23 protein-coding genes, 2 pseudogenes and 1 CRISPR repeat array are annotated in these 21,222 nt (G+C 35.8%); of the genes and pseudogenes, 24 read left to right on the forward strand and 1 reads right to left on the reverse strand.

Going from position 1 to position 21,222, the window contains the following annotated elements:
• The 19 genes and pseudogenes from CVP05_RS05460 to CVP05_RS05540 all read left to right on the forward strand — a co-directional run bounded on the left by CVP05_RS05460 (position 1) and on the right by CVP05_RS05540 (position 16,427).
• Positions 1 to 654, forward strand: coding sequence for an FABP family protein (locus CVP05_RS05460; RefSeq protein WP_100288567.1), 654 nt, complete (start codon positions 1 to 3; stop codon positions 652 to 654).
• A gap of 160 nt (positions 655 to 814) precedes the next feature.
• A pseudogene (locus CVP05_RS05465) lies at positions 815 to 1,117 on the forward strand (LOG family protein); the annotation flags it as partial.
• A gap of 187 nt (positions 1,118 to 1,304) precedes the next feature.
• Positions 1,305 to 3,932 (forward strand): type III-A CRISPR-associated protein Cas10/Csm1, encoded by a 2,628-nt coding sequence (cas10, locus tag CVP05_RS05470; protein WP_100288569.1) that lies wholly within the window; start codon positions 1,305 to 1,307, stop codon positions 3,930 to 3,932.
• An 8-nt stretch (positions 3,933 to 3,940) separates the two neighbouring features.
• On the forward strand, positions 3,941 to 4,381 hold the full coding sequence (gene csm2 / locus CVP05_RS05475; RefSeq protein WP_100288570.1) for a type III-A CRISPR-associated protein Csm2: 441 nt from the start codon (positions 3,941 to 3,943) through the stop codon (positions 4,379 to 4,381).
• Between the two features lie 8 nt (positions 4,382 to 4,389).
• Positions 4,390 to 5,091 carry a type III-A CRISPR-associated RAMP protein Csm3 gene (gene csm3, locus CVP05_RS05480; RefSeq protein WP_243389204.1) on the forward strand — a complete coding sequence of 234 codons (702 nt, stop codon included), beginning with the start codon at positions 4,390 to 4,392 and terminating at the stop codon, positions 5,089 to 5,091.
• Positions 5,092 to 5,102: 11 nt separating this feature from the next.
• Positions 5,103 to 6,035, forward strand: coding sequence for a type III-A CRISPR-associated RAMP protein Csm4 (gene csm4 / locus CVP05_RS05485; protein ID WP_100288572.1), 933 nt, complete (start codon positions 5,103 to 5,105; stop codon positions 6,033 to 6,035).
• Between the two features lie 4 nt (positions 6,036 to 6,039).
• Positions 6,040 to 6,588, forward strand: coding sequence for a type III-A CRISPR-associated RAMP protein Csm5 (gene csm5, locus CVP05_RS05490; RefSeq protein WP_100288573.1), 549 nt, complete (start codon positions 6,040 to 6,042; stop codon positions 6,586 to 6,588).
• Positions 6,589 to 6,814: 226 nt separating this feature from the next.
• Positions 6,815 to 7,615, forward strand: a complete 801-nt coding sequence (locus tag CVP05_RS05495) for a hypothetical protein (protein ID WP_100288574.1) — start codon at positions 6,815 to 6,817, stop codon at positions 7,613 to 7,615.
• Complete coding sequence (cas6, locus tag CVP05_RS05500; protein ID WP_100288575.1) at positions 7,616 to 8,542, forward strand: CRISPR system precrRNA processing endoribonuclease RAMP protein Cas6; 927 nt, start codon at positions 7,616 to 7,618, stop codon at positions 8,540 to 8,542.
• Positions 8,543 to 8,617: 75 nt separating this feature from the next.
• Positions 8,618 to 8,908: a CRISPR-associated protein Csx16 gene (gene csx16 / locus CVP05_RS05505; RefSeq protein ID WP_100288576.1), complete on the forward strand. Its 291-nt coding sequence runs from the start codon at positions 8,618 to 8,620 to the stop codon at positions 8,906 to 8,908.
• Between the two features lie 11 nt (positions 8,909 to 8,919).
• The gene (locus CVP05_RS12755) at positions 8,920 to 9,438 is read left to right on the forward strand and encodes a PDDEXK family nuclease (RefSeq protein WP_243389205.1); all 519 of its coding nucleotides are present in this window, start codon (positions 8,920 to 8,922) and stop codon (positions 9,436 to 9,438) included.
• A gap of 207 nt (positions 9,439 to 9,645) precedes the next feature.
• Entirely contained in the window at positions 9,646 to 10,098 is a 453-nt protein-coding gene (locus CVP05_RS12760; RefSeq protein ID WP_423739122.1) for a Card1-like endonuclease domain-containing protein, read from the forward strand.
• The gene (csm6, locus tag CVP05_RS05515; RefSeq protein ID WP_243389206.1) at positions 10,098 to 11,150 is read left to right on the forward strand and encodes a CRISPR-associated ring nuclease Csm6; all 1,053 of its coding nucleotides are present in this window, start codon (positions 10,098 to 10,100) and stop codon (positions 11,148 to 11,150) included. Before CVP05_RS12760 ends, csm6 begins: the two co-directional genes overlap by 1 nt.
• A gap of 943 nt (positions 11,151 to 12,093) precedes the next feature.
• On the forward strand, positions 12,094 to 12,222 hold the full coding sequence (locus CVP05_RS12820) for a hypothetical protein (protein WP_279324779.1): 129 nt from the start codon (positions 12,094 to 12,096) through the stop codon (positions 12,220 to 12,222).
• A gap of 20 nt (positions 12,223 to 12,242) precedes the next feature.
• On the forward strand, positions 12,243 to 12,368 hold the full coding sequence (locus CVP05_RS12765; protein ID WP_243389207.1) for a CRISPR-associated endonuclease Cas2: 126 nt from the start codon (positions 12,243 to 12,245) through the stop codon (positions 12,366 to 12,368).
• A 167-nt stretch (positions 12,369 to 12,535) separates the two neighbouring features.
• Positions 12,536 to 13,597, forward strand: a complete 1,062-nt coding sequence (gene cas1 / locus CVP05_RS05525) for a CRISPR-associated endonuclease Cas1 (RefSeq protein WP_100288577.1) — start codon at positions 12,536 to 12,538, stop codon at positions 13,595 to 13,597.
• A gap of 9 nt (positions 13,598 to 13,606) precedes the next feature.
• Entirely contained in the window at positions 13,607 to 13,888 is a 282-nt protein-coding gene (gene cas2, locus CVP05_RS05530; protein WP_243389208.1) for a CRISPR-associated endonuclease Cas2, read from the forward strand.
• Between the two features lie 183 nt (positions 13,889 to 14,071).
• Positions 14,072 to 14,526: direct repeats of the CRISPR family, unit length 36 nt; unit sequence GTCGAAAGACCAGCCCTGTCATCAAAGGGATTGAGA.
• Between the two features lie 234 nt (positions 14,527 to 14,760).
• The gene (locus CVP05_RS05535) at positions 14,761 to 16,092 is read left to right on the forward strand and encodes a type II toxin-antitoxin system HipA family toxin (RefSeq protein ID WP_100288579.1); all 1,332 of its coding nucleotides are present in this window, start codon (positions 14,761 to 14,763) and stop codon (positions 16,090 to 16,092) included.
• Positions 16,089 to 16,427 carry a helix-turn-helix domain-containing protein gene (locus CVP05_RS05540; protein WP_100288580.1) on the forward strand — a complete coding sequence of 113 codons (339 nt, stop codon included), beginning with the start codon at positions 16,089 to 16,091 and terminating at the stop codon, positions 16,425 to 16,427. Before CVP05_RS05535 ends, CVP05_RS05540 begins: the two co-directional genes overlap by 4 nt.
• 47 nt (positions 16,428 to 16,474) lie before the next feature.
• Here CVP05_RS05540 and CVP05_RS05545 read toward each other — a convergent pair whose 3' ends face one another.
• Positions 16,475 to 17,320 (reverse strand): hypothetical protein, encoded by an 846-nt coding sequence (locus tag CVP05_RS05545; RefSeq protein WP_100288581.1) that lies wholly within the window; start codon positions 17,318 to 17,320, stop codon positions 16,475 to 16,477.
• A 143-nt stretch (positions 17,321 to 17,463) separates the two neighbouring features.
• Here CVP05_RS05545 and CVP05_RS05550 point away from each other — a divergent pair, with 143 nt between their 5' ends.
• The 5 genes and pseudogenes from CVP05_RS05550 (at position 17,464) to CVP05_RS05570 (ending at position 21,222) form a co-directional block, all read left to right on the forward strand.
• Entirely contained in the window at positions 17,464 to 17,832 is a 369-nt protein-coding gene (locus tag CVP05_RS05550; protein ID WP_100288582.1) for an endonuclease domain-containing protein, read from the forward strand.
• Between the two features lie 258 nt (positions 17,833 to 18,090).
• Positions 18,091 to 18,207: pseudogene (locus CVP05_RS12540) on the forward strand (DUF559 domain-containing protein); the annotation flags it as partial.
• A gap of 229 nt (positions 18,208 to 18,436) precedes the next feature.
• Positions 18,437 to 18,661 (forward strand): hypothetical protein, encoded by a 225-nt coding sequence (locus CVP05_RS05555; protein WP_100288583.1) that lies wholly within the window; start codon positions 18,437 to 18,439, stop codon positions 18,659 to 18,661.
• A gap of 268 nt (positions 18,662 to 18,929) precedes the next feature.
• On the forward strand, positions 18,930 to 20,321 hold the full coding sequence (locus CVP05_RS05565) for a DNA methyltransferase (RefSeq protein WP_100288584.1): 1,392 nt from the start codon (positions 18,930 to 18,932) through the stop codon (positions 20,319 to 20,321).
• On the forward strand, positions 20,308 to 21,222 hold the full coding sequence (locus tag CVP05_RS05570) for a CfrBI family restriction endonuclease (RefSeq protein WP_100288585.1): 915 nt from the start codon (positions 20,308 to 20,310) through the stop codon (positions 21,220 to 21,222). The genes CVP05_RS05565 and CVP05_RS05570 overlap by 14 nt, the downstream gene beginning before the upstream one ends.

Here is a 21,222-nt window from a genome sequence, read left to right on the forward strand (position 1 = left end):
ATGACAGATTACACATATCCCAACGATATTTACACTGAAGCGGAAGCTGATGTGGATACATTGAAAAATCTAGGTCCACTCGCGCCAATGGCGGGAATTTGGGAAGGCAAACGCGGTGTGGATATTAACCCGAAAGCGGAAGGGGCAGTCAAAGATCCTTATATTGAGCATATCGAACTACATCCGATTGATGCACAAGCAAATGGGCCACAACTCTTCTACGGTTTACGTTATCACTTACACATTATTCAGCCGGACGAAGTGGAAACGTTCCATGATCAAGTGGGCTATTGGTTGTGGGAACCGGCAACCGGTAATTTGATGCTAACACTCAGTATTCCACGCGGACAAACTCTTATAGCTACCGGTAATGCGAAAGCAGATGATAAAGAATTTACTTTAAAAGCGGTGCGTGGTTCACTCACTAACGGCATCATTTCTAATCCGTTCATCGAGCAAAATTTCAGAACGGAAAGCTATACCATCACAGTAAAAATCAATGATGACGGTACGTGGTCATACGATCAAAATACGGTAATGATTATCCCGAATTATAATGAACCGTTTGAACATCGAGATCGTAACCGTTTAACCAAAATCGGGGAAGCAAAACTGAATCCAACTGCACTTGCTGCCTTAAAAGATGTGTCATAATGGCTGCGCCGACATTATACTCCAGCGATAAATGCCCGATACTGCTCCATTTGTGGCGAGATTAAAGGCGTTAAACATCGATTATCTTGAGGCAAATATCAGCGAATATATGCAGAACCTCAAACATTTTTTAGCCTTGCGGGATAACCATCCTGACTTTGCTGAACGCAAAGCCAAAATGCTTGAGCTGGCAGATGTCTGTATTGCTCTACCCGGTGGACCTGGCACACTGGAAGAAATCAGCGAAGTCTATTCGTGGGCGAGAATTGGTAAGAACGATAGCCCTTGTGTATTTTGGAATGTAGGCGGATTTTACGAGCCGATCAAAGCGATGTTTCAAACGATGGTTGATAACGGCTTTCTCACCCAAGACCACTTTGATAAATTACTATTCACCGATAATTTGACAGAACTCGAACGGTTTATAGAAGCTTATCAACCAATGGGGATTAGGACTTATTAAGAGTAATCCTAGATCTATGTTGAAATTGTTCACGCATTGCGTACACAATTAAGCTAAACACTCTTGATACACCATAACTAAACGGTTTGGTCTATTGATATTTACAAATTTGTATTTTAAATTGGCAACCTAATTTCGTTGTATTATATTAAGCCTAATACAACCTCACTCTAATTAAGGATAGCCAATGAATACACTTTTATCCTCTTCTTGTAGAGTGGCATTTGCTGCATTGATTCACGACTTAGGTAAGTTGGCACAACGTGCTAAATTGCCCATTTCAGCCGATGTTTTAGATGCCCACAAAACGCTTTATTGTCCTTTCAATCAAGAAAAAGATTATCACTCACACCTCCACGCTGCTTACACAGGATTCGCAGTAGATTTAATTGAACGTTATTTGCCCGATTTAATTAAGAACGATGTTACTCCCTTTAAATCGCGTTCCATTACAGAAAGTTCAAATATCACTGATTCGCTTATCAATGCTGCTTCGGCACATCATAAACCCGATACCTTTTTGCAATGGATAATCGCAACGGCAGATCGTGTTGCATCTGGATTTGAACGTGATGAATTTGAAAAATATTATAATTTAGAAAATAGTACATCTAAGAGTGATAAAAACCATTATCAGGCTAGATTATTAACGTTATTTGAGGCTATTCGCTTAGGTGAAAATCGACCAAAACTTGAAGCTCACGCAGAGTATAAGTATGCCTACCCATTAGCACCACTTAACGCAAAGCAAATTTTCCCTGCTGAGCGGAAAGATATTGAGCCCACAAATGACAGTGATGCTCAAGCAGAATACCTAGCATTATGGGAACAATTTGTTGAGGGAATAAAAGCAATTCCTGAATCGCATAAACAGCGATGGGAATTATGGCTCGATCATTTTGACACCGCCTACCAATGTTTTACCTCAAACATTCCATCCGCTACTGCTTTTGGGGTAACACTAGATGTATCACTTTACGATCACAGCAAAACAACTGCTGTACTGGCTACAGCATTATGGCGTTGGTTTGAAGAACAAGGCAAAGCGGATAATAGCCAAGTTACCTATTTGCAAAATCGTGAAGCCAGTTGGAACGATAACAAATTCTTGCTTATTCAAGGTGATTTCTTTGGCATTCAAGATTTTATTTTCTCCGGTGGTAGTGAAACCAATAAACAGGCGGCAAAATTATTACGGGGTCGCTCATTTCAGGTTTCTCTATTTACAGAATTAGCGGCATTAAAAATCCTGCAAGCTTGCCAATTACCTGCTACTTCACAAATTATGAATGCTGCGGGTAAATTCTTGATTGTTGCACCAAATACGGAAGCTGTTAGACAAGCGATTGAAACAACACGAGAAGAATTAAACCAATGGGCGGTAGAACATACCTATGGCTTAATCGGTATTGGCATTGCGACAACAGAAGCTTGCTGTAATGACTTTATCGGAAAGAAATTCGAAGCGTTACAGACTACCTTATTCCAACAGTTAGAAGTAGCAAAACTACAACGGTTAGATTTAACCGACTCTACCGCTTCAATACAAGAGGTAAATTATCATAACGGAGTGTGTCGATTTAACCACTATTTCCCCGCAACAGATGAAAAAGGGCAATCAACCATTTCGGCTGATCAAATTAAGATTGGTGAATTATTAACGAAAAAAGACCGCTTGTTGATCTGTAATGAAAATAGCGAAATTTACCAAGGCAATAAAACCCAGACACTAAGTTTGCCGATTTTTGGCTATCGTGTTGTTTTTACCGATAACGAAGAAATAACTGGTAAATTTGGGGAGTTGGTGGCAAAAAATCAGCTTTATCGAGTATGGGATTTTTCTCTGCCTCAAAGCACCCAACACTCTATTTGGAATGGCTATGCACGACGTTATATCAATGCCTATATTCCTCTCTTTAAGGAGAATGATTATTACAATAGCTATAAATATAAAAATATCGAAGAAATACCAGAACAGGGAAAAATTAAAACATTAGACTTTATTGCCTGTGAAGATCGTATTGCTTGTGAAGATAGTCTATCTGACCAATCATCGCCAAAATTTATCGGGCAAACGGCTTTAATGACCCTCAAAGGCGATGTCGATAACCTTGGCACGATTTTCCAAAAAGGGTTAGAAAATCCAAGTTTTGCCAAAATAGCTTCACTTTCACGTCAAATGAACCAATTTTTTAGCTTATGGCTACCAGCTTATTGTGCTGAATCGTCTCAAGATATGTACACTGTCTTTGCTGGAGGAGATGACTTCTTCTTAATTGGTTCTTGGAAGCAGACACAACATCTGGCTTATGCTATGCAACAAAAATTTGCAGCTTATGTTGTAAATCCAGAAATTCATTTTTCTTCTGGTTTAACGATGACAAAAGTCGGGCATTCTGTGCCTCATTTAGGTGAATTAGCAGAAGAGGCATTAGAAAAAGCCAAAAAATTTGCTGGAAAAAATGCGGTAACTATTTATAACCGAACCATTGGTTGGGGTGAATGGCAACCTCTCGTTAAAGAGTTAGGTGATGAAATCGAGCGTTTAGCCCAAACATATCATATTTCAACATCTTATCTCTATTCCTTAATTCGGCTCAGTGAACAAGCTGAAAAAGAAGATAAAGATCTTGAAGCCACCTTATGGCGTAGCCGTTTTTATTATCGCACAGCACGTTATGTTACAGACAAACTAGCAAAAGAAGAACGCAGCCAAGCTTTAAACGACATTGCCACATCATTAGGTGAAGGCATTGCGAACTATAAAATCAATTTTGCTATTCCATTATTTAACTATTTTTATCAAAAACGTTAGGAGTATTTATGAATATACAAGACATAAAATTTGGGAATAATAAGCCAAATAATATTTTTTCTGAATTATCAAAGAATGCAGCAAAATATATTAAATTTGACGATAACGGAAAACCAACTAACAGTAATAAAAATACTCAAATTAGAAAATTTTATGATGAACTAATTATGTGGCACAACAAAGTTTTTACTAATCAAAATGCTGAACAACGCCAAATTAGTTTTGACAGTAATATTCCATTTATCAAAATGTTGAAAGCCAAAGTGGCATATGCTCAAGCAAGAAAAAGTGCAGGTACAACACTAGTAAATGAAAATTTCAGAAAAGTTTTCAATCAATGTATTGATGAGATTCAGTCTGTAGAAACATTACGAGACGCTAAACTTTTTATGGAAGCCACCATTGCTTACTGTAAATACTTTGAAGAAACCAAGAACCCTAATTTATAAAGGAACAGATGATGAAACTACAAAATATTATTGAAATTAAAGCAACCTTAGTATTAAAAACAGGCTTACATATCGGGGCAGGCGATACGGAAATGCACATTGGTGGCATTGATAATACCGTCATTAAACACCCGATTACCCAATCGCCTTATATACCAGGCTCAAGCCTAAAAGGTAAAATCCGTACTTTATTGGAATGGCGTTCAGGAGAAGTAAAAAAAGATCCGCTTTCACTTAAAGATTTAAGCGGAGCAAAAGATCCAAATGCGGTTAAAAATATCCTTAAATTATTTGGTATCAGTGGTGATACTAAAAATGATGAAAAAGCATTAAAAGACATCGGCGTATCACGTCTCGCTTTCTGGGATTGTGCCTTAAATGCAGAGTGGGAGAAAAATCTGCGTGAGGATAATTTCTCGCTTACCGAAGCAAAAAGTGAAAACACAATTGACCGTATTACCTCAACTGCGGACCATCCACGTCAAACAGAACGTGTACCAGCTGGAGCAGAATTTGATTTTAAACTGACAATGCGTCAATTTGAGGGCGATAGCGATGAGCTATTACAACTTGTGCTAAAAGGCTTACGTTTACTTGAATTAGATAGCCTTGGCGGTTCAGGATCACGCGGTTACGGGAAAGTAGAATTTGTTGGTTTAACTGTCAATAACCAAGCTCAAAACCTGAGTGATATTAAACCATTTGAATAAGAGGTGGCGGAATGAAAACCTACCGTTTCACGCTTAAGCTCAATAGTGCATTTGGCACGCCCCTCGTGGGAGATAGTTTATTTGGGCAGATTTGTTGGGAGATAGTTCATCAATTTGGTGAAAACAAACTCACCGAATTATTAGACGGCTACACCAACCAGCGACCATTTTTAGTGGTTTCCGATGCATTTCCAAACGGCTATCTACCGCTCCCCTGCTTACCGTCAAAATATTGGGTAACTGGGAAAGAAACTGATCGCAAGGTTTTAAAGAAAAAACAGTGGATCAGCCTAGAGGAGAGAAAACAAGCGGTTGAAAATTGGCAAACATTTGCCAAAGCAGAAAAAGATCTGTTTGAAAAAATCGTTGCAAACCAACCGCATAACACACTTGATCGTCAAACCAATACGACAGGTGAGGGACAGTTTGCACCTTATTCAACATCACAAATTTGGTATAGCCCCAATACTCAGCTAGATCTTTATTGTGTTATTGATGAAAGCCGTTTATCGATTTCTGATCTAAAACAGCTTTTAAACAACATTGGACAGCTCGGTTTTGGGCGTGATGCCTCTATCGGTTTAGGACGTTTTGAAATTGAAAATGTTGAGCCCTTTGAAGCGAATTTATCAGCCACATACAACGCCTATTTAACGCTAGCAAATTGTGCACCGCAAGGACTGGATTTACACAAAGACTACTGTTTTTATCAGCTCACTACCCGTTTTGGTCGGCACGGTGATATAAAAGCACTCAGTGAAAATCCATTTAAAAAGCCTATTATTTTGGCTAAAGCTGGAGCGGTATTCACCCCACACCAATGGCAAGCACGGTTATTCTTAGGAAATGGTCTAAGTGGTATTTCAAAAGCACAGCCGAATGCGGTACATCAGGGTTATGCCCCAATTATTCCAATTCATATCGATCTTGCACGATTAGGATAAAATTATGGATAAATTTCTACAACATCATCGTATTTATTTAACACCAATAACCCCTATTCATATTGGTTGTGGAGAAGATTTTGAACCGACTAATTATGTTATTGATGATGGGGTTTTGTACCATTTTAATTTATCAAAACTTATTTTTTCACCCGAAAAGAAAAAAGAATTATTATCTATCGCTAATAGTGAAGATAATAACAGCTTACTTCGCCTTCAAAAATTTTTTTCAAATCATAAAAATGAAGGTATTGCTGCTGCATATTATTATACGAGTGTACCAACCAATATTGAACGTGAATTATCTGAAAAACTGGGGAAAGTTAGTCATCAAGAGAAAAATGGAAATAAAGTTATTTCTGAATTAGCCATTGAACGAAATACTTATTTACCTTACCAAGGACTAGCTTATATTCCAGGAAGTAGCTTTAAAGGAGCTGTTGTAACTGCTTTTTTAGATTATTATCATAAAGAGAAATATAATAACAAAAAATATTTTGACGCTGTGTATACTATGACAACCAGATCGGGTAAAGAAAGACAGTTTATTTAGAACCGTAAAATTTACTGACTTTATTCCACAAAAAAATACACAAAGTCAAATATTATATTATCGTAATTTTACTAAGAAAAAAGGTATAGCAAAATCACTATATACCAGAAAAGAAAGTATTGTTGCAGGGCAATATAGGGCTTTTCAATCTGATCTTGCTTTAACAAAAAGAAAAGTTCCCGATGATCCAAGAACAACCCCAACAATCGATGAAATTTTTAAATATTTGAATGAATACTATAAACCAAATTTTGAACGAGAGTGTGAACAATTAGTTAATAATGAATTAATTGATCGTAATTGGTTTAAGACTATCATTAAGCTATTAGAGCAAGGTAACGTAGCCTTAATTCGATTAGGTAAAGGGGGTTCTGAAAGTAAGGTTTTCAGTGGTGGTATTGCACAAATTTTTCGCCCACAGCATAAGAATATTAAAAAAGATCCTAATAAAGATAAACAAGTTGATCTTAAATACATTCAAGGTGTCTATAGCGAAGCATCAACCATCTGGCTTGCAGCGAACTCAAAAGATGCTACGACCAATCTACTCCCCTTTGGTTGGGCATTATTAGAAGTCGATCCAAAAAGCGAAAATGAGGCATTAAAAACGTGGTGTGAGCAACAGCCAAAACCAGATTTTGATAAAGCCGCAATTATCGCTGAACGTGAAGCGAAAAAAGCAGCATTGCAGCAACAAGAAGCAGAGCGATTAGCAAAACTGCAAGCGGATCAAGAGGCAGAGCAGGCTAAACAAACATTACTTAACTCTGCGAGTGAAAACCAAAAAATGGTCTTATTGTTGGTTGAAAAATATCACGCTAGCCGAGAACGCCAAGTGGATACTAGCTCACCATTACTAAAAGAAACGAAAGATCTTATCAGTTATGCGATTGAACAGTGGGATCAACTAGATAAGCAATTTATTGCACAACATATCTCTGTCGAGCTGATTAAAACACGCATTGATCTGAAAAAGAAAAATGCCGAAAAAGATCTACAAAAGTTATTAAATAAATTGAGTGCCTAAATGGAATTAACCTCTTTACCTGTTGCCCGTTATCGGTTGATTTTTCAAATCACACAGGCGATCTCCTTGCCCGAATATGCAGGCTCAACACTGCGTGGTGCTTTCGGGCGAGCACTACGCAAAATTAGCTGTATGACCAAGCAAGAAGATTGCAAAAACTGCCCGCTTTATCGCTCTTGCCCTTATACACAGATTTTTGAAACCCCACCGCCAGCGGAGCATCAATTACAAAAATTTAGCCAAGTGCCAAATGGCTATGTCATTGAACCGCCACAATGGGGCGAAAAACAGTATTTAGCAGGCGAACAGCTATCATTTGAGCTGGTTTTATTTGGGCGACTACTGCACCAGTTGCCACTTATTACCTTTGCGTTTAAACGAGCGTTTGAATACCAAGTGGGCAAAGGCAAAGCGATATTGCTTGATTTGCAACTTTTTGATGAAAAATCACCGCTTGGCTACTACTCTATTTTAGAAAAAGGCAATATTATCGATCACCCAAATAGTCTCCATATTCCAGCTCATTTGCCTTCCGAGATGGAACTTGATATTCAAACGCCACTAAGAATACAAGAAAATGGTCAGCCACTTCGCCCTAATGCGATTAAGATCGAACGCCTACTACTTGGCTTAGCTAAACGTATTGCACTGTTGCACGAATTTCATCATCAACCCTTAGCCTTAGATTTTGAATTATTACGCTCACAACTAAGCAATATCAAGGATCAAAAAATATTGCACTGGCAAGACTGGACACGCTATTCTTCACGCCAAGATCAACGTATGAAATTGGGTGGAGTAATAGGCAAATGGCAACTTAACGGTATATCCGAAGAATGGCAACGCTTGCTTTATATTGGGCAATGGTTACATACGGGGAAAAATGCGACCTTTGGACTAGGAAAATATCGTATTACAAATTTGTAATTTACTTCTATTTGCTAAAAGTTGATTAAAATTAACCACTCTTTTTACAGAAAATAGCGAGGAAGAAAATATTATATGACAGTTTGGTTTATCTCTCGACATCAAGGTGCTATTGATTGGATCAAGCAACAAGAGATCCACATCGACCGCTTTGAACAACATTTAGATACAAACCAAATTCAAGCTGGTGATACGGTCATCGGCACATTACCGATCCACCTTGCAGCCGAAGTCTGCTCAAAAGGGGCAATGTTTTATTTTTTATCGCTCAATGTCCACTTTGAACAACGTGGTACAGAGCTTTCCGCAGAACAACTTACCGCACAGGGCTGTCAGCTCCAGCCTTATGCTATTCAAAAACTTTAGAGGAAAAAACAATGACTTATTTTGATATTCACGTTTGTTTAATTTCTGGTCAGGCTGCTCCTAATTTATTACCAATATTAGATAACAAATTTAAGCCTAAAAAAGCTATTTTCTTGGTATCTCCACAAATGAAAAATCAAGCAAATTATCTTGAAAAGGTATTTAAAGAAAAAGGCGTGAGTGTTAGTCAAGAACAGATTACAGATATTTTTAATTTTGGTGAAATGTCAGATTATTTGCTTTCTTTATTTGAAAAATATGAAGAACCGTCCATTTCTATTGCCTTAAATGTAACAGGCGGAACTAAATTATTAGCAATTGCTGCACAAAACACATTTGAATTAATTGGAAAACCTGTTTTTTATGTAGATACAGATGAAAATCGAATTGTTTTTATTTCTAAAAATGAAAAAAAAAATGAATGGATTAGCGATATAGAAATTCAAGCAAAGAATAACCTAGAACATTACCTATCTTCTTATGGGGCAAAGCTACTCCAAAGAGGAGAACCTATACTTAATCCTCAGTAACAGAATTACATTAATGACTTAGTTAACTATTATGAAAAATATAAAAACAATATTCCTCTCATCAATAAAAAAGCATCACTTTCTCAACAAACGGGTTATAAATCTCATCTAGAACAGAAAGATTTAAAAATCACAGATTTTATATCTTTCCTAAAGGATCTAGATCATCATGATCTTATAAAATTTGATGGAAACACCATCAATTTTATAGATAGAAAGCACAGAGATCTTGTTGGAGGCACATGGCTAGAGGAATATACATATAAGCAACTCAAAGATATCAACTCTATACAGGACATCGCTTTAAGCTGTAATGTAGCAAGTCATAAATATCGTCTAGATAAAAATCAATATAGCGATGAAAATAAAGGTAACATTAACGAATTTGATATTCTATTTTTAGCAAAAAATAAACTACATATTATAGAGTGTAAAACACAGATTCTAGATAAAAGTAATGGAATTAAGGCTGAAGATATTTTATATAAACTTGAAACACTTAAAGATTATGGTGGACTAATGACTAAAAAATGCCTAATTAGTTATTTCCCATTACCAGAAGCGATGAGGAATCGTGCTAAAACATATAATATATGCCTTATTGAAGGTACCGATATTCAACGTATTAAACAAAAAATTCAAGAGTGGATAGCTAAATAATGAATACCTATCATCAATACAACAAACGCATTTTACTTTCTGTTACGGGAATGTCGCCTGCGGTGGTAACGGAAACCTTATACGCTTTAGTGACTGAAAAAGGCTTTATCCCGACCGAAATCCGTGTGATTACCACCTTACAAGGCAAACGTAAACTTTTAGAAGGTTTATTAGGTATTACAGGCGGTCGAAAAGAAAAAGAAGGAGCATTAGCCGAATTTATTGCCGACTATGGAAAACAATATGGTATTGAACATATCCATTTCGATGAAAGCTGTATCAGCATTATTCAAGATAAAGAGGGTAATGAATTGGAAGATATACGCTCACCCGAAGAAAATATGTATTCTTCCGATCAAATCGTATCGCTTGTCGGTAAGCTTTGCCAAGACAAACAAACCGCCTTACACGTTTCCATTGCGGGCGGACGTAAAACAATGGGCTTCTTCTTAGGTTATGCGCTTTCTCTTTATGGGCGAGAGCAAGACTCGCTTTCACATGTGCTAGTTGAATCTGAATATGAAACTTTACCTCATTTCTTTTACCCAAAACCTCATCGCTATCTTATTAACGACCGAGAAGGTAAAGAATTAGATATTTCCCAAGCAAAAGTAATGCTTGCTGAAATCCCTTGGGTACGATTGGGATTGGGTGTATCGGAAGATCTATTGCATAATCGTATCACCTATAGTGGTTCAATATATAATGCTCAACAAATATTAGTATCCCCCTCACTCACTTTTTTAGATCCGATTGATGACAGAACGGTCTTATTTGGTGAAAAAAAAATTAAGCTAGCACCAAAAGAGTATGCGTTACTACTCTCTTTAGCTATTGCCAAATCAAAAAATATTGATTGTGGATATTATGATGAGACATACCTTAAAATTTATTTAAAGATTTATGCCTTACTCAAGGCAGATAGCTCTGTAATGACAAAAAATCTTGGCTTTATACAAGATAAATTTAGTTTAGAGCATTCGGATGGAAAACGCGTCCTCTCTGAATCAGCCAACAAATTAAAAGATAAAATTATAGTAGCATTTCATTAGGAAAAAATTCCCATAGCCCTTATGTTCCTACTTCAAAGAATGGAAAATATCGCTTAAATATCGAAGATATTGATTATTCTGCCGTTATTGATGCGATTTAATCCTTTCCTTATACCGCTGTAACAAGCGGTATTTTTCTGCTTATTTTTACAAACTTGTAGTTTCAATAAAATTTTCTTAACCCAAATATAATACACTCATTGCAGAACATAATAGCTAAACACATATAGGATATACAAGTTTGTAAAACTCACATAAACTGCCAACAACTTAAGTAATATATACGCACTTCAAAAAGTTAAGGTTGTAAGTGTAATTATAAATAACATACAAATTTGCAAAACTCACACAAGTTATGAACAAATTGAGTAATATACATCTCTTAAAAAGCTATATTACATCAACGCTTGATTTAGTAAAACAGGAGATCACTTAATGATTAAATACAACGATAACGTTTTTCTTCCTACATTTGGAAAAGGGCTAATCTAGCCCATAGGGTGAAAACCCCTATATTCTTATAAATTTATTTATATAATTTATCTTTTACAATTTTGTTAACAATAGGAGAATAATATGTTTTTTATCTTTCCACCAACAACATTTCCTCTACCATTTCCTTTTCCTAGGTTTTAATACCTAAGCCCCTTAAATGGGGCATATATAAACAGGACATATTTTTAGAAAAAGATATTTCTTATTAATATTCATTCAAAACTTAAACAAAAGAGGAGACTACTATGTGGATTAATATTGCTATTGCCGTTATTACTGTTGTCTTAAATGAGATATCAAAGGAGGATAAATAATCCCGTAGCATATTGCTATGCTAGCCCTGAAAAGGGCATTTTATAAAAGAAGGACTATGTCATTACCAATAATATAGCTTTCTTATTAATTAAGAGTAAATACTTACCAGTCATTTAAATCAAAAGGAGATACTATGTTTGATTCAATCATCAAAATTCTCGAAAAAACTGTAGAAAACTCACTAAGGGAAACTCTCGCAACAGTTCTCGTCCTTGCAGGTTTGGTTTTTATAGCCAATGAGGGGGATAAGAAAAATTCCTAATAATTACAAAGGAGAACAAAATGAGCACCCAACGCACCACCTACCTTATCGCCTATGATATTGCCGACCATAAACGGTTGGCTCGTGTACATAAAGTGGTTGAGGGATTTGCTATCGGTGGGCAAAAATCCTTATATGAATGCTAGGTTACGCCACACGAATTAGCCAATTTAAGAGAAAATTTGACCGCTTTAATTGAGAGTGAAGAAGATAGGATCTACTTTTTCCAACTGTTTGATCAACAAGAACGCCTGTTTTACGGCAAAGCCTACACTCAATCGACGCAACCTTTCTTATTCATCTAGGAGGATTTATGTCAAGTTTATATATTGATCGCAAAGGTGCGACACTTAAACTCAATGGTTCTGCATTAGTGTGCTATGAAAACGAAGAACGCACAGGCACTATTCCACTTGCCCCCATTGAACGAATGTATATAAAAGGAGATGTTACCCTGCAAGCCTCGCTCCTTGCTAAATTAGGTGAACAAGGCATTGGTATTATTTGCCTTTCAGGGAGAAAAAACACCCCAACACTTTTTATGCACCAACCTCATAACGATGCAGCGAAACGGGTTGCCCAATATCAACTTTCTCAACAAGAAGATTTTTGCCTAAGTTTTGCGAAAAAGCTTATACGATTTAAATTGATCACACAAAAAAATTGGCTATGGCAAGCGGCTAACAAACGAATGGATAAAAAAGTGTTGCTTGTTCCTAAAGCACAAGAAATAGATGAACTGCTTGCCAAAGTCAATCAACAGCCTCACTTAGCGGCGCTACGAGGCATTGAAGGGCGTGCAGCTTCTGCCTATTTTACCGCATTAAGCCTTTACCTTCCTGATAGTTTACGTTTTCAGGGGCGTAATCGCCGTCCGCCTCGAGATCCCTTTAATGCGGTTTTATCCCTCACTTATACCCTACTCCACGCAGAAGCCGTATTAGCCGCTTACGGTGCAGGGCTCGATCCTTATATCGGCTTCTACCATAGCCTTGATTTTGGGCGAGAGTCGCTCGCTTGCGATTTAATCGAACCACTTCGCCCCTTAGTCGATAACTGGTTACTCGGCTGTTTTCGCCAACGCATTTTAAGGGAAGAACATTTTTCCACCACTGAAAACGGCTGCTTACTCGGCAAAACAGGGCGTGTTCATTTTTATATGGAGTATGAAAAACAGATCGACATTTGGCGAAAAATGCTAACCCAAAACTGCCAAGATCTTGCTTTTATCTTAAAAACAAGTAGCTTGCTGACCAACCCACAACGGCGAGATATTGAGCCTAAAGTAGAAATTAAATCTGCTTGGGATAGCCCGCTTGAACGCTACTTTTTCAACCTTAGAACCCTGTTTGACAATCTCACATTTCATTTTTAGGGAGGTATTATGTATCTTATTGGTTACGATATTAGCAATCCCAAACGATTAGCAAAAGTCTATAAAACCTTATTGGATTACGCTGTGCCTATTCAATATAGTGTCTTTCTTTTTGAGGGAAGCAAAAACCATTTACAATCTTGCATTGAACGCTTATTAGAGATTATCCACACCAAAGAAGATGACCTGCGTATTTATCAACTACCGACCAATGGTAAACAGTGGCGATTAGGAAAATCTTTTCTACCAGAAGGTATCTTCTTAACGGGTATGCCAATGGGGATTTATTAAAGTGTTCTGAAAGGCTATCGCAAGCAGTCAATTTTTGCTAAAATATAGCACGTCTCACTTATAGGGAACGGTTTAAATTGTTTATATTTCAATCAAATCCAAGGTTAGCTTTGCAACCTCTCTCCAAAGTTGGCAACCCTATTGCTAACTTTTTGAAAAATAAACCTTTTTTACCCTACCGCAGTCGAAAGACCAGCCCTGTCATCAAAGGGATTGAGATACAATTTCCGAGTTATCTTTCAGATTGTTGACTGTCGAAAGACCAGCCCTGTCATCAAAGGGATTGAGATATGATATCGCTCACCTCTTTAACTGAGCTGTGAGGTCGAAAGACCAGCCCTGTCATCAAAGGGATTGAGATATACCACCGATAAGGATAGGTGCAACTTCACGGAGTCGAAAGACCAGCCCTGTCATCAAAGGGATTGAGACTGCTTTCTGTCTCTGATTAATCATGATTTGTGTCGAAAGACCAGCCCTGCCATCAAAGGGATTGAGACGTTGGATATAACAAATCTGTTACAATGAAAGTCGAAAGACCAGCCCTGTCATCAAAGGGATTGAGACGCCATAAGGTTTTGGGTAGTTACAGTATATTTCATGTCGAAAGACCAGCCCTGCTACTAAAGGGATAGAAGAAATAGTTAAAAAATAAGCAAAGGTTAGCCGCTCATAAAATCCTGCCTATATTTGGTTTGATAATCCAAAGCAGAAAAATAAAGCATTTTGACTGCCGTTTTCTCTCTCTACTTTCTCTAGGCTTCTCCCAAAAACAGAACAAGCTGAATTTGTTTTTTAAGGTAATTTTTACTTATTCTATCATGTAGTTTTTGTAAAATATATCAAACAAAAACTAGCTTAAAAACAAAATTATGCATGATATATCAATCAAAAAAAGTGTATTAACCTTACAAGTCTATATTGATTCTGTATGGCGTGATATGGCTGAACTTTACTTTAATAAAGATTATGAATTAGAAACAATGGAGTATTTAACTGATTACGTTGTGGATTTTTTTGAGCAAACTAACGCAAAAGCTATATCAATTAATTACCCAGTTAATGTGTTTATTGAAAATGCTGAACTGCTAATGACTACGCTCGGTGATATTATGCCTGCTGGTGCAAGTCGTCGTTATTGGTTAGAAGCACTTGATATTAAGCATCTACCGCTTTCTCATCAAAATTATTTGTTGTTAAAAAATGGTGCAATTTCACCGATAGGAAATCTTCGAATTAAAGAATCAATACCTAAAATACAAAATGAACGTTATTTTTCACTGCAGGTAGTAAAAAATAGACAAAGTGATTTCTTAGAGTATGCTAATCAGACAGGTGCTATCGTAGGTGGAGCAACTGGTGCAGGAGGGGAGGCACCCAAGCTATTACTAAAGCGTCGAGATGAACAAGTCTGGATTGATAATCTACAATTGGGGTTAGATTGTGATGTGGCTTATTTAGTAAAATATCCTCGAGGAAATTATTCAGATTTGGATTGTGATATTTTAAGAGCAGAATATCATTATTATCATGAATTACATACACTCGGTTTTTCTACAATAGATATTGAATTGATGAAATTAGAAGAAGGCGAACGTTATCCATCTTTGTGGCTACCTAGATTTGATATGAAATTCGAAAATGGAAAATGGAAGCGGTATGCAATGGAATCCGTTTATTCAATGCTTAAAAAATATGGTGGAAACCTTGATCATGAGCAGACTATCCGTCAATTACTCAATGTTATTTCAAATTCCCAATTTGCGAACCATTTCGATAGTCAACGTTTTGTGATTGAATGGGTAAAACGAGATTTACTGAATATTGCTTTTGGAAATAGTGATAATCATGGTCGGAATACTGCATTTTTACGTGATGATAAACAGATTTGGTTATCACCTATCTATGATTTTGCACCTATGCGAGCAGATCCAGAAGGTATTATTAGAACAGCCACATGGTCTAGGCGTGAAGAACCACCACAAGAATTAGCGGATGAATATCGTTTTGATAAAATAGCGGATAGTTTAGCGGATCTTATTGAACCCAATGCATTGTTACAGGAATTAAAAATGCTTGCTAATCAACTTATAGATTTAAAATCTCGCCTTTCTAAACGAGGAGTGCCAATCAGTATTTTAGATTTTCCTGCAATTGGCTTTGATTATTTACCCGAAAAATTACAGCGTTGGGGGTTAGTATGACAATTCAGCGTAAAAATGCCTCTCTCAAACGACCAAAAATAAATGGTCTTGAACGAAAACTTATTCGTGAAAATCTTATAAGGCTGTTATTAACAGGAGAAATTAGCCAAGGACAAGCATTACGCCGCCTACGAGTAGAAGCTTTGGGTATAAATCAGCAAGATTATCTGAAATTAGCAAAAGTGTCTCGACAAACACTTTCTAATATTGAAAATGATAAGGGAAACTACAGTATAGATACGATTAACCAAGTTTTTAAACCAATGGGCTTAAAGTTAGGGCTTGTACCAATTTCAAAAGAATTAATGACGACTTTCCTTAAAGAGTCGCTTTAGCGCTATTTCCCCAATACACAGCAAGCGGTTGGATTTAGACTAATCACCTAAAGCAACGGCTTTAACAATTCAAATTGTGGTTTTTGGCTGAAATTTGATAGGGCTTGATAGCCTAAGGTTTGGCGAGCGAGATTATCATTCACCAATTCCACACATTTATCAATCAGCTGATCGTAAGGCACTGCGGCAATGCTGTTCAAGAAACGCGGGTCAATGGTTGTGGTTGGGTTAATTTCACTGACAATCGGCACGCCGTTATTCATTAAATATGAACAACGTACCACCTCAAAAATCGATTGGGAAAACTGATGAATGTTAATCACCAATTTTGAACGAGCAATCCATTTATCACGCTCCTCGCCATACACACCAAATAGATGTTTAACCTTTAAACCACGCTCTATTAAACCATTCAAAATATGACGACGGCGATCGTTGATACTCCCATAGGACAGCACATCAATATCTTGTAAAACAGGTTCGGCTTGTGAAGGACGATAAATGCGATTTAACTCTTTTTGATAGCCAAATTCAAACAGCTTGGCTTGCACACCGATAGACTGCCAAAACGCCAAATTTTTCCCATTATAATCCCAAATTTCAAAGCGTTTACCTAGCTCCGCATACAGTTTCGTCCATTGCACAATGGCAGGCACGTTATCGTTGAGGTTAAGCTGTTCAAGGTTAAAGATAATCACATTATTTGGCAATTCTTTGGCTTTCTCGCCAAGCGTATGAGCAGCAAAGACAATGTTGATCGCATCGGTATAGATAGTGCGACTGCTGGTAAAAACCGTATAACCCAGCTCACGCAAGGCGTAACACAACAGTTCTTGTAGCTCATTAAAAACGCCGTCATAGAATGTTGTGATGTTGTATTTTGTAGTGTGCATAGTGTTGTTAGATTGCCAAATGTTCTGTGATAAAGCGAGGTCATTTTAACATAAATCTGCTTGCAGTATAATGAATTAAAAACTTGTAATATCGGGGGGTATTCAATAAACTATCTCTCTTAAATTGAATGATTTAGTTTAAAATGCAAGCATACTCAAAATCGTTAAAGAATTTTTCACAAAAATTACGTTGTGATCAAACCGATGCGGAACGTAAATTATGGCAACGGATAAATCGAGATCAACTATTAGGCTTCCGGTTTAATAGGCAAAAGCCCTTGTTAAATTACATTGTGGATTTTTATTGCTCGAAGGCGAAACTAATTATCGAACTTGACGGCAGTCAGCATTATGAACCTGATTATCAGGAAAAAGACCGCTTGCGTGATGTGGAATTAAATTCACTAGGTTTCACCGTAATGCGGTTTAGTAATGATGAAATATATTTTGAGATTGAAGCGGTTGTAGAGCAGATTTATCTGTTTTTAGAGCAAGTGAGAAAGGGCGAATAGGCTATTTTCTCCGTAATTTTCTACTGCCAAATCTCCCCTACCCCCTCTTTGCTAAAGAGGGGGATTGATCGAGCGTGCATTGAGTTCATCAAAAATTTTACGATATTTGGGAATAGCTTTGATTTTAAAATTTTCTCCGGGCTATTTCCCTCTTTAGCAAAGAGGGGGTAGGGGAGATTTGGCAGGAGTGATTTGCGAAGTGAGAGAGTAAATAAGCGGTCAGATTTCATAATAGCCTAGTACTCGTCCTGCGTGGGATTAAATTCGCTAGATTCCACTATAATGCGGTTTAGTAATGATGAAATATATTTTGAGATTGAAGCGGTTGTAGAGCAGATTTATCTGTTTTTAGAGCGCGTGAGAAAGGGTGAATAGGCTATTTTCTCCGTAATTTTCTACTTCCAAATCTCCCCTAACCCCTCTTTGCTAAAGAGGGGGATTGATCGAGCATGCATTGAGTTCATCAAAAATTTTACGATATTTGGGAATAGCTTTGATTTTAAAATTTTCTCCGGGCTATTCCCCTCTTTAGCAAAGAGGGGTTAGGGGAGATTTGGCAGGAGTGATTTGCGAAGTGATATAATAAGTATTATCGGGAGAATGAATGGATAATAAAATCAATAATTACCGTGCTCCAATGGTAACTGCGATTGGTTTCTTAATCGGCATTATTCTACTGATAATCGCATTATACCGTATTTTAAATAACCGTTTTCCTGAACACGATGAAGAGCATTATTATCATAATACCCTTAAAATCTTTATGCTTGGTATAATTTGTTCTTTTATCGGAACACTATTAGCGATTTTTCAGCAAATCTTTTTTTAATTTACTTAAATTAGTGCTGCTGTAATATAATTTAGTAATAATTGAGAATAATTAAAATGACCACACAAAACTTCCTCGCCGAGATCGGCACTGAAGAGTTACCATCGAAGGCTCTAAAAAAATTAGCGACAGCATTTGCACAAAATGTAGAAAATGAATTAACTCTAGAATGTTCAGCAATGAAAACAATACTTTATTGAAGTAGTGTAATAATATTCGTCAAAAATATTTCTAGCATTTATTAAAATAAAATAGACTTAGGTTTATTATGTTAACAAAAGAATATATTTTAAAACTTAAAAAATCTAATCCTAGTGAACTGTCTAATTTAATTAATGATAATTTTAATAATATCAAATCATTAATATTTATTTTAGAAAAATTAGGATTTTTGAATAAGCAGTTTGATCCTAATATTTTTATAGGGCTGATTTCACACCCAAATGAGCAAATTAGAGTTTTAACTATAAAAAACTTAGGTAAAATTAATAATATTGCCCTTATTCCTACTTTTATGAATATAGTTGAAAATGATGAGAGTAGTTTAGTTAGAAGAGAAGCGATATCTTCTATAGGAAGAACACGAAATGAAAACTCTATTCTATTCTTATGTAATATTCTATTGGATAAAGATCCTAAAATTGTGGGACAGGCTATTAGAGCCCTTTTAGTATTTAAAGGAAATAAGGAAGTCGATGAAAAATTAAAGAAGTTATCTAATCATAAAAATGAAATGATAAAATCAGTTATATATAAGGAATATTTTTCAAATAAAAAAACAAATAAAAGTATATTAAAACATACTGAAACTTATGATTTTCTAAAAAATGTAGTTGTAAATGGTGATGTGCAAGATATTTTAAAATTTGTTCCTGATGAGAGTATTCATTTAACTTTTACATCTCCACCTTATTATAATGCGAGAGATTATTCAATTTATTCTAGTTATGAGGACTATCTTGATTTTTTAGAGGATGTTTTTCTTGATACTTACCGAGTTACAAAAGAGGGTCGGTTTCTGGTTGTTAATACATCTCCAATCATTATCCCTAGAATAAGTCGAGCTCACTCTAGCAAACGTTATCCTATACCATTTGATTTACATACTAGATTAGTAAATATTGGCTGGGAATTTATTGATGATATTATTTGGTTAAAACCAGAATATAGTGTTAAAAATAGGATTGGTGGATTTCAACAGCACAGAAAGCCTCTTGCTTATAAACCTAATACAGTTACTGAATATTTAATGGTATATCGTAAAAATACTGATAAACTACTAGATTGGAATATGAAGCAATATGATTATAATACAATTAATGAAAGTAAAGTCCAAGAAGGATTTGAAACTACAAATGTATGGGAGATTAGCCCCAAATCAGATAAAGTGCACTCAGCTGTTTTTCCTATGGAGTTATGTAAAAGAGTCATTGAATATTACTCTTATAAAGGAGATCTAGTCTTCGATCCTTTTGCTGGAAGTGGCACCTTAGGAAGAACAGCTAAATTTTTAGATAGATATTTTTTTCTAACTGAAAAAGAAAAAAATTACTTTGAATATATGAAAACTTTTCAAGTAGAAACAGCACTGTTTGAAGAAAACAAAACAAAATTTATTTCATTAAATGAATTTAAAGGAATAGTTAATGAAAATAACTAATCAAGTCGTTAAAAATATTATTACTAGAGTTATACAATCTCAAGATTATAGAATTGAAATTGTTAATTTACTTAATGCCGAGTTTTTACAATTTTCTATTGATTTCTTTAAAAGAATTGTTGATGCTAAAATGTCTGCCAAAACTATTGATATGGAATGGTATAAACAAAATTTTTTAGCAGAAAATTTACCATCAAACGATATTATTATCCATTCTGGATTAAATAAAAAAACTATTAGTAATATGTATGGCTCTGCTAGAAAAAGTATTGTAATTGAGGCCTCAAATGAGCATTTTGACACATTATACAATAGCATTTGTCATTTAGTTGAGAATGAGCAAGAAAAAGTAGACTTAACGTTAACAATCAAATTTCAAGGTGTTAGTGTTGATTTAAGTATTAGTGAAAGTTTAATAGTCATTAATACATTAGCTGTAAAAAGAGCTGAGTTAAGAGGAGGACTATGGAGCACTGCGGGAAAACGCGTTGAAAAGTACCTTGTTCTTACTTTATGCCATCTTTTCCAGATCCCTAGCGAATACTATGATAGCTCTAATTTTGTAAAAGATAGAGAAAAAAATGTAGATAGAGAAGTGGATTTTTATTTTATTAAGGAAAATAAAAAGTATCTCTGTGAAGTAAAATTAATGGGAAAAGGTAATCCTGAAAGCGCAGATGCCATTTTTGCTCGTAATACTAATATTTTTATTGCCGATACCTTATCTGAACAAAATAAAAATCAATGTAATCAATTAGGCATTTATTGGATTACATTAAGAGAGCCCAATGGCTATTTAAAATTTGAACAAATCTTGAGAGATTTATCTATTCCTTATACAAAGTATAAAGGATATTTGCAAGATGATTTAAACAAGATTTTAGATTTATTATTAGATTAG

Origin of the sequence: Conservatibacter flavescens (assembly GCF_002795425.1) — a bacterium.
Classification (GTDB): domain Bacteria; phylum Pseudomonadota; class Gammaproteobacteria; order Enterobacterales; family Pasteurellaceae; genus Conservatibacter; species Conservatibacter flavescens.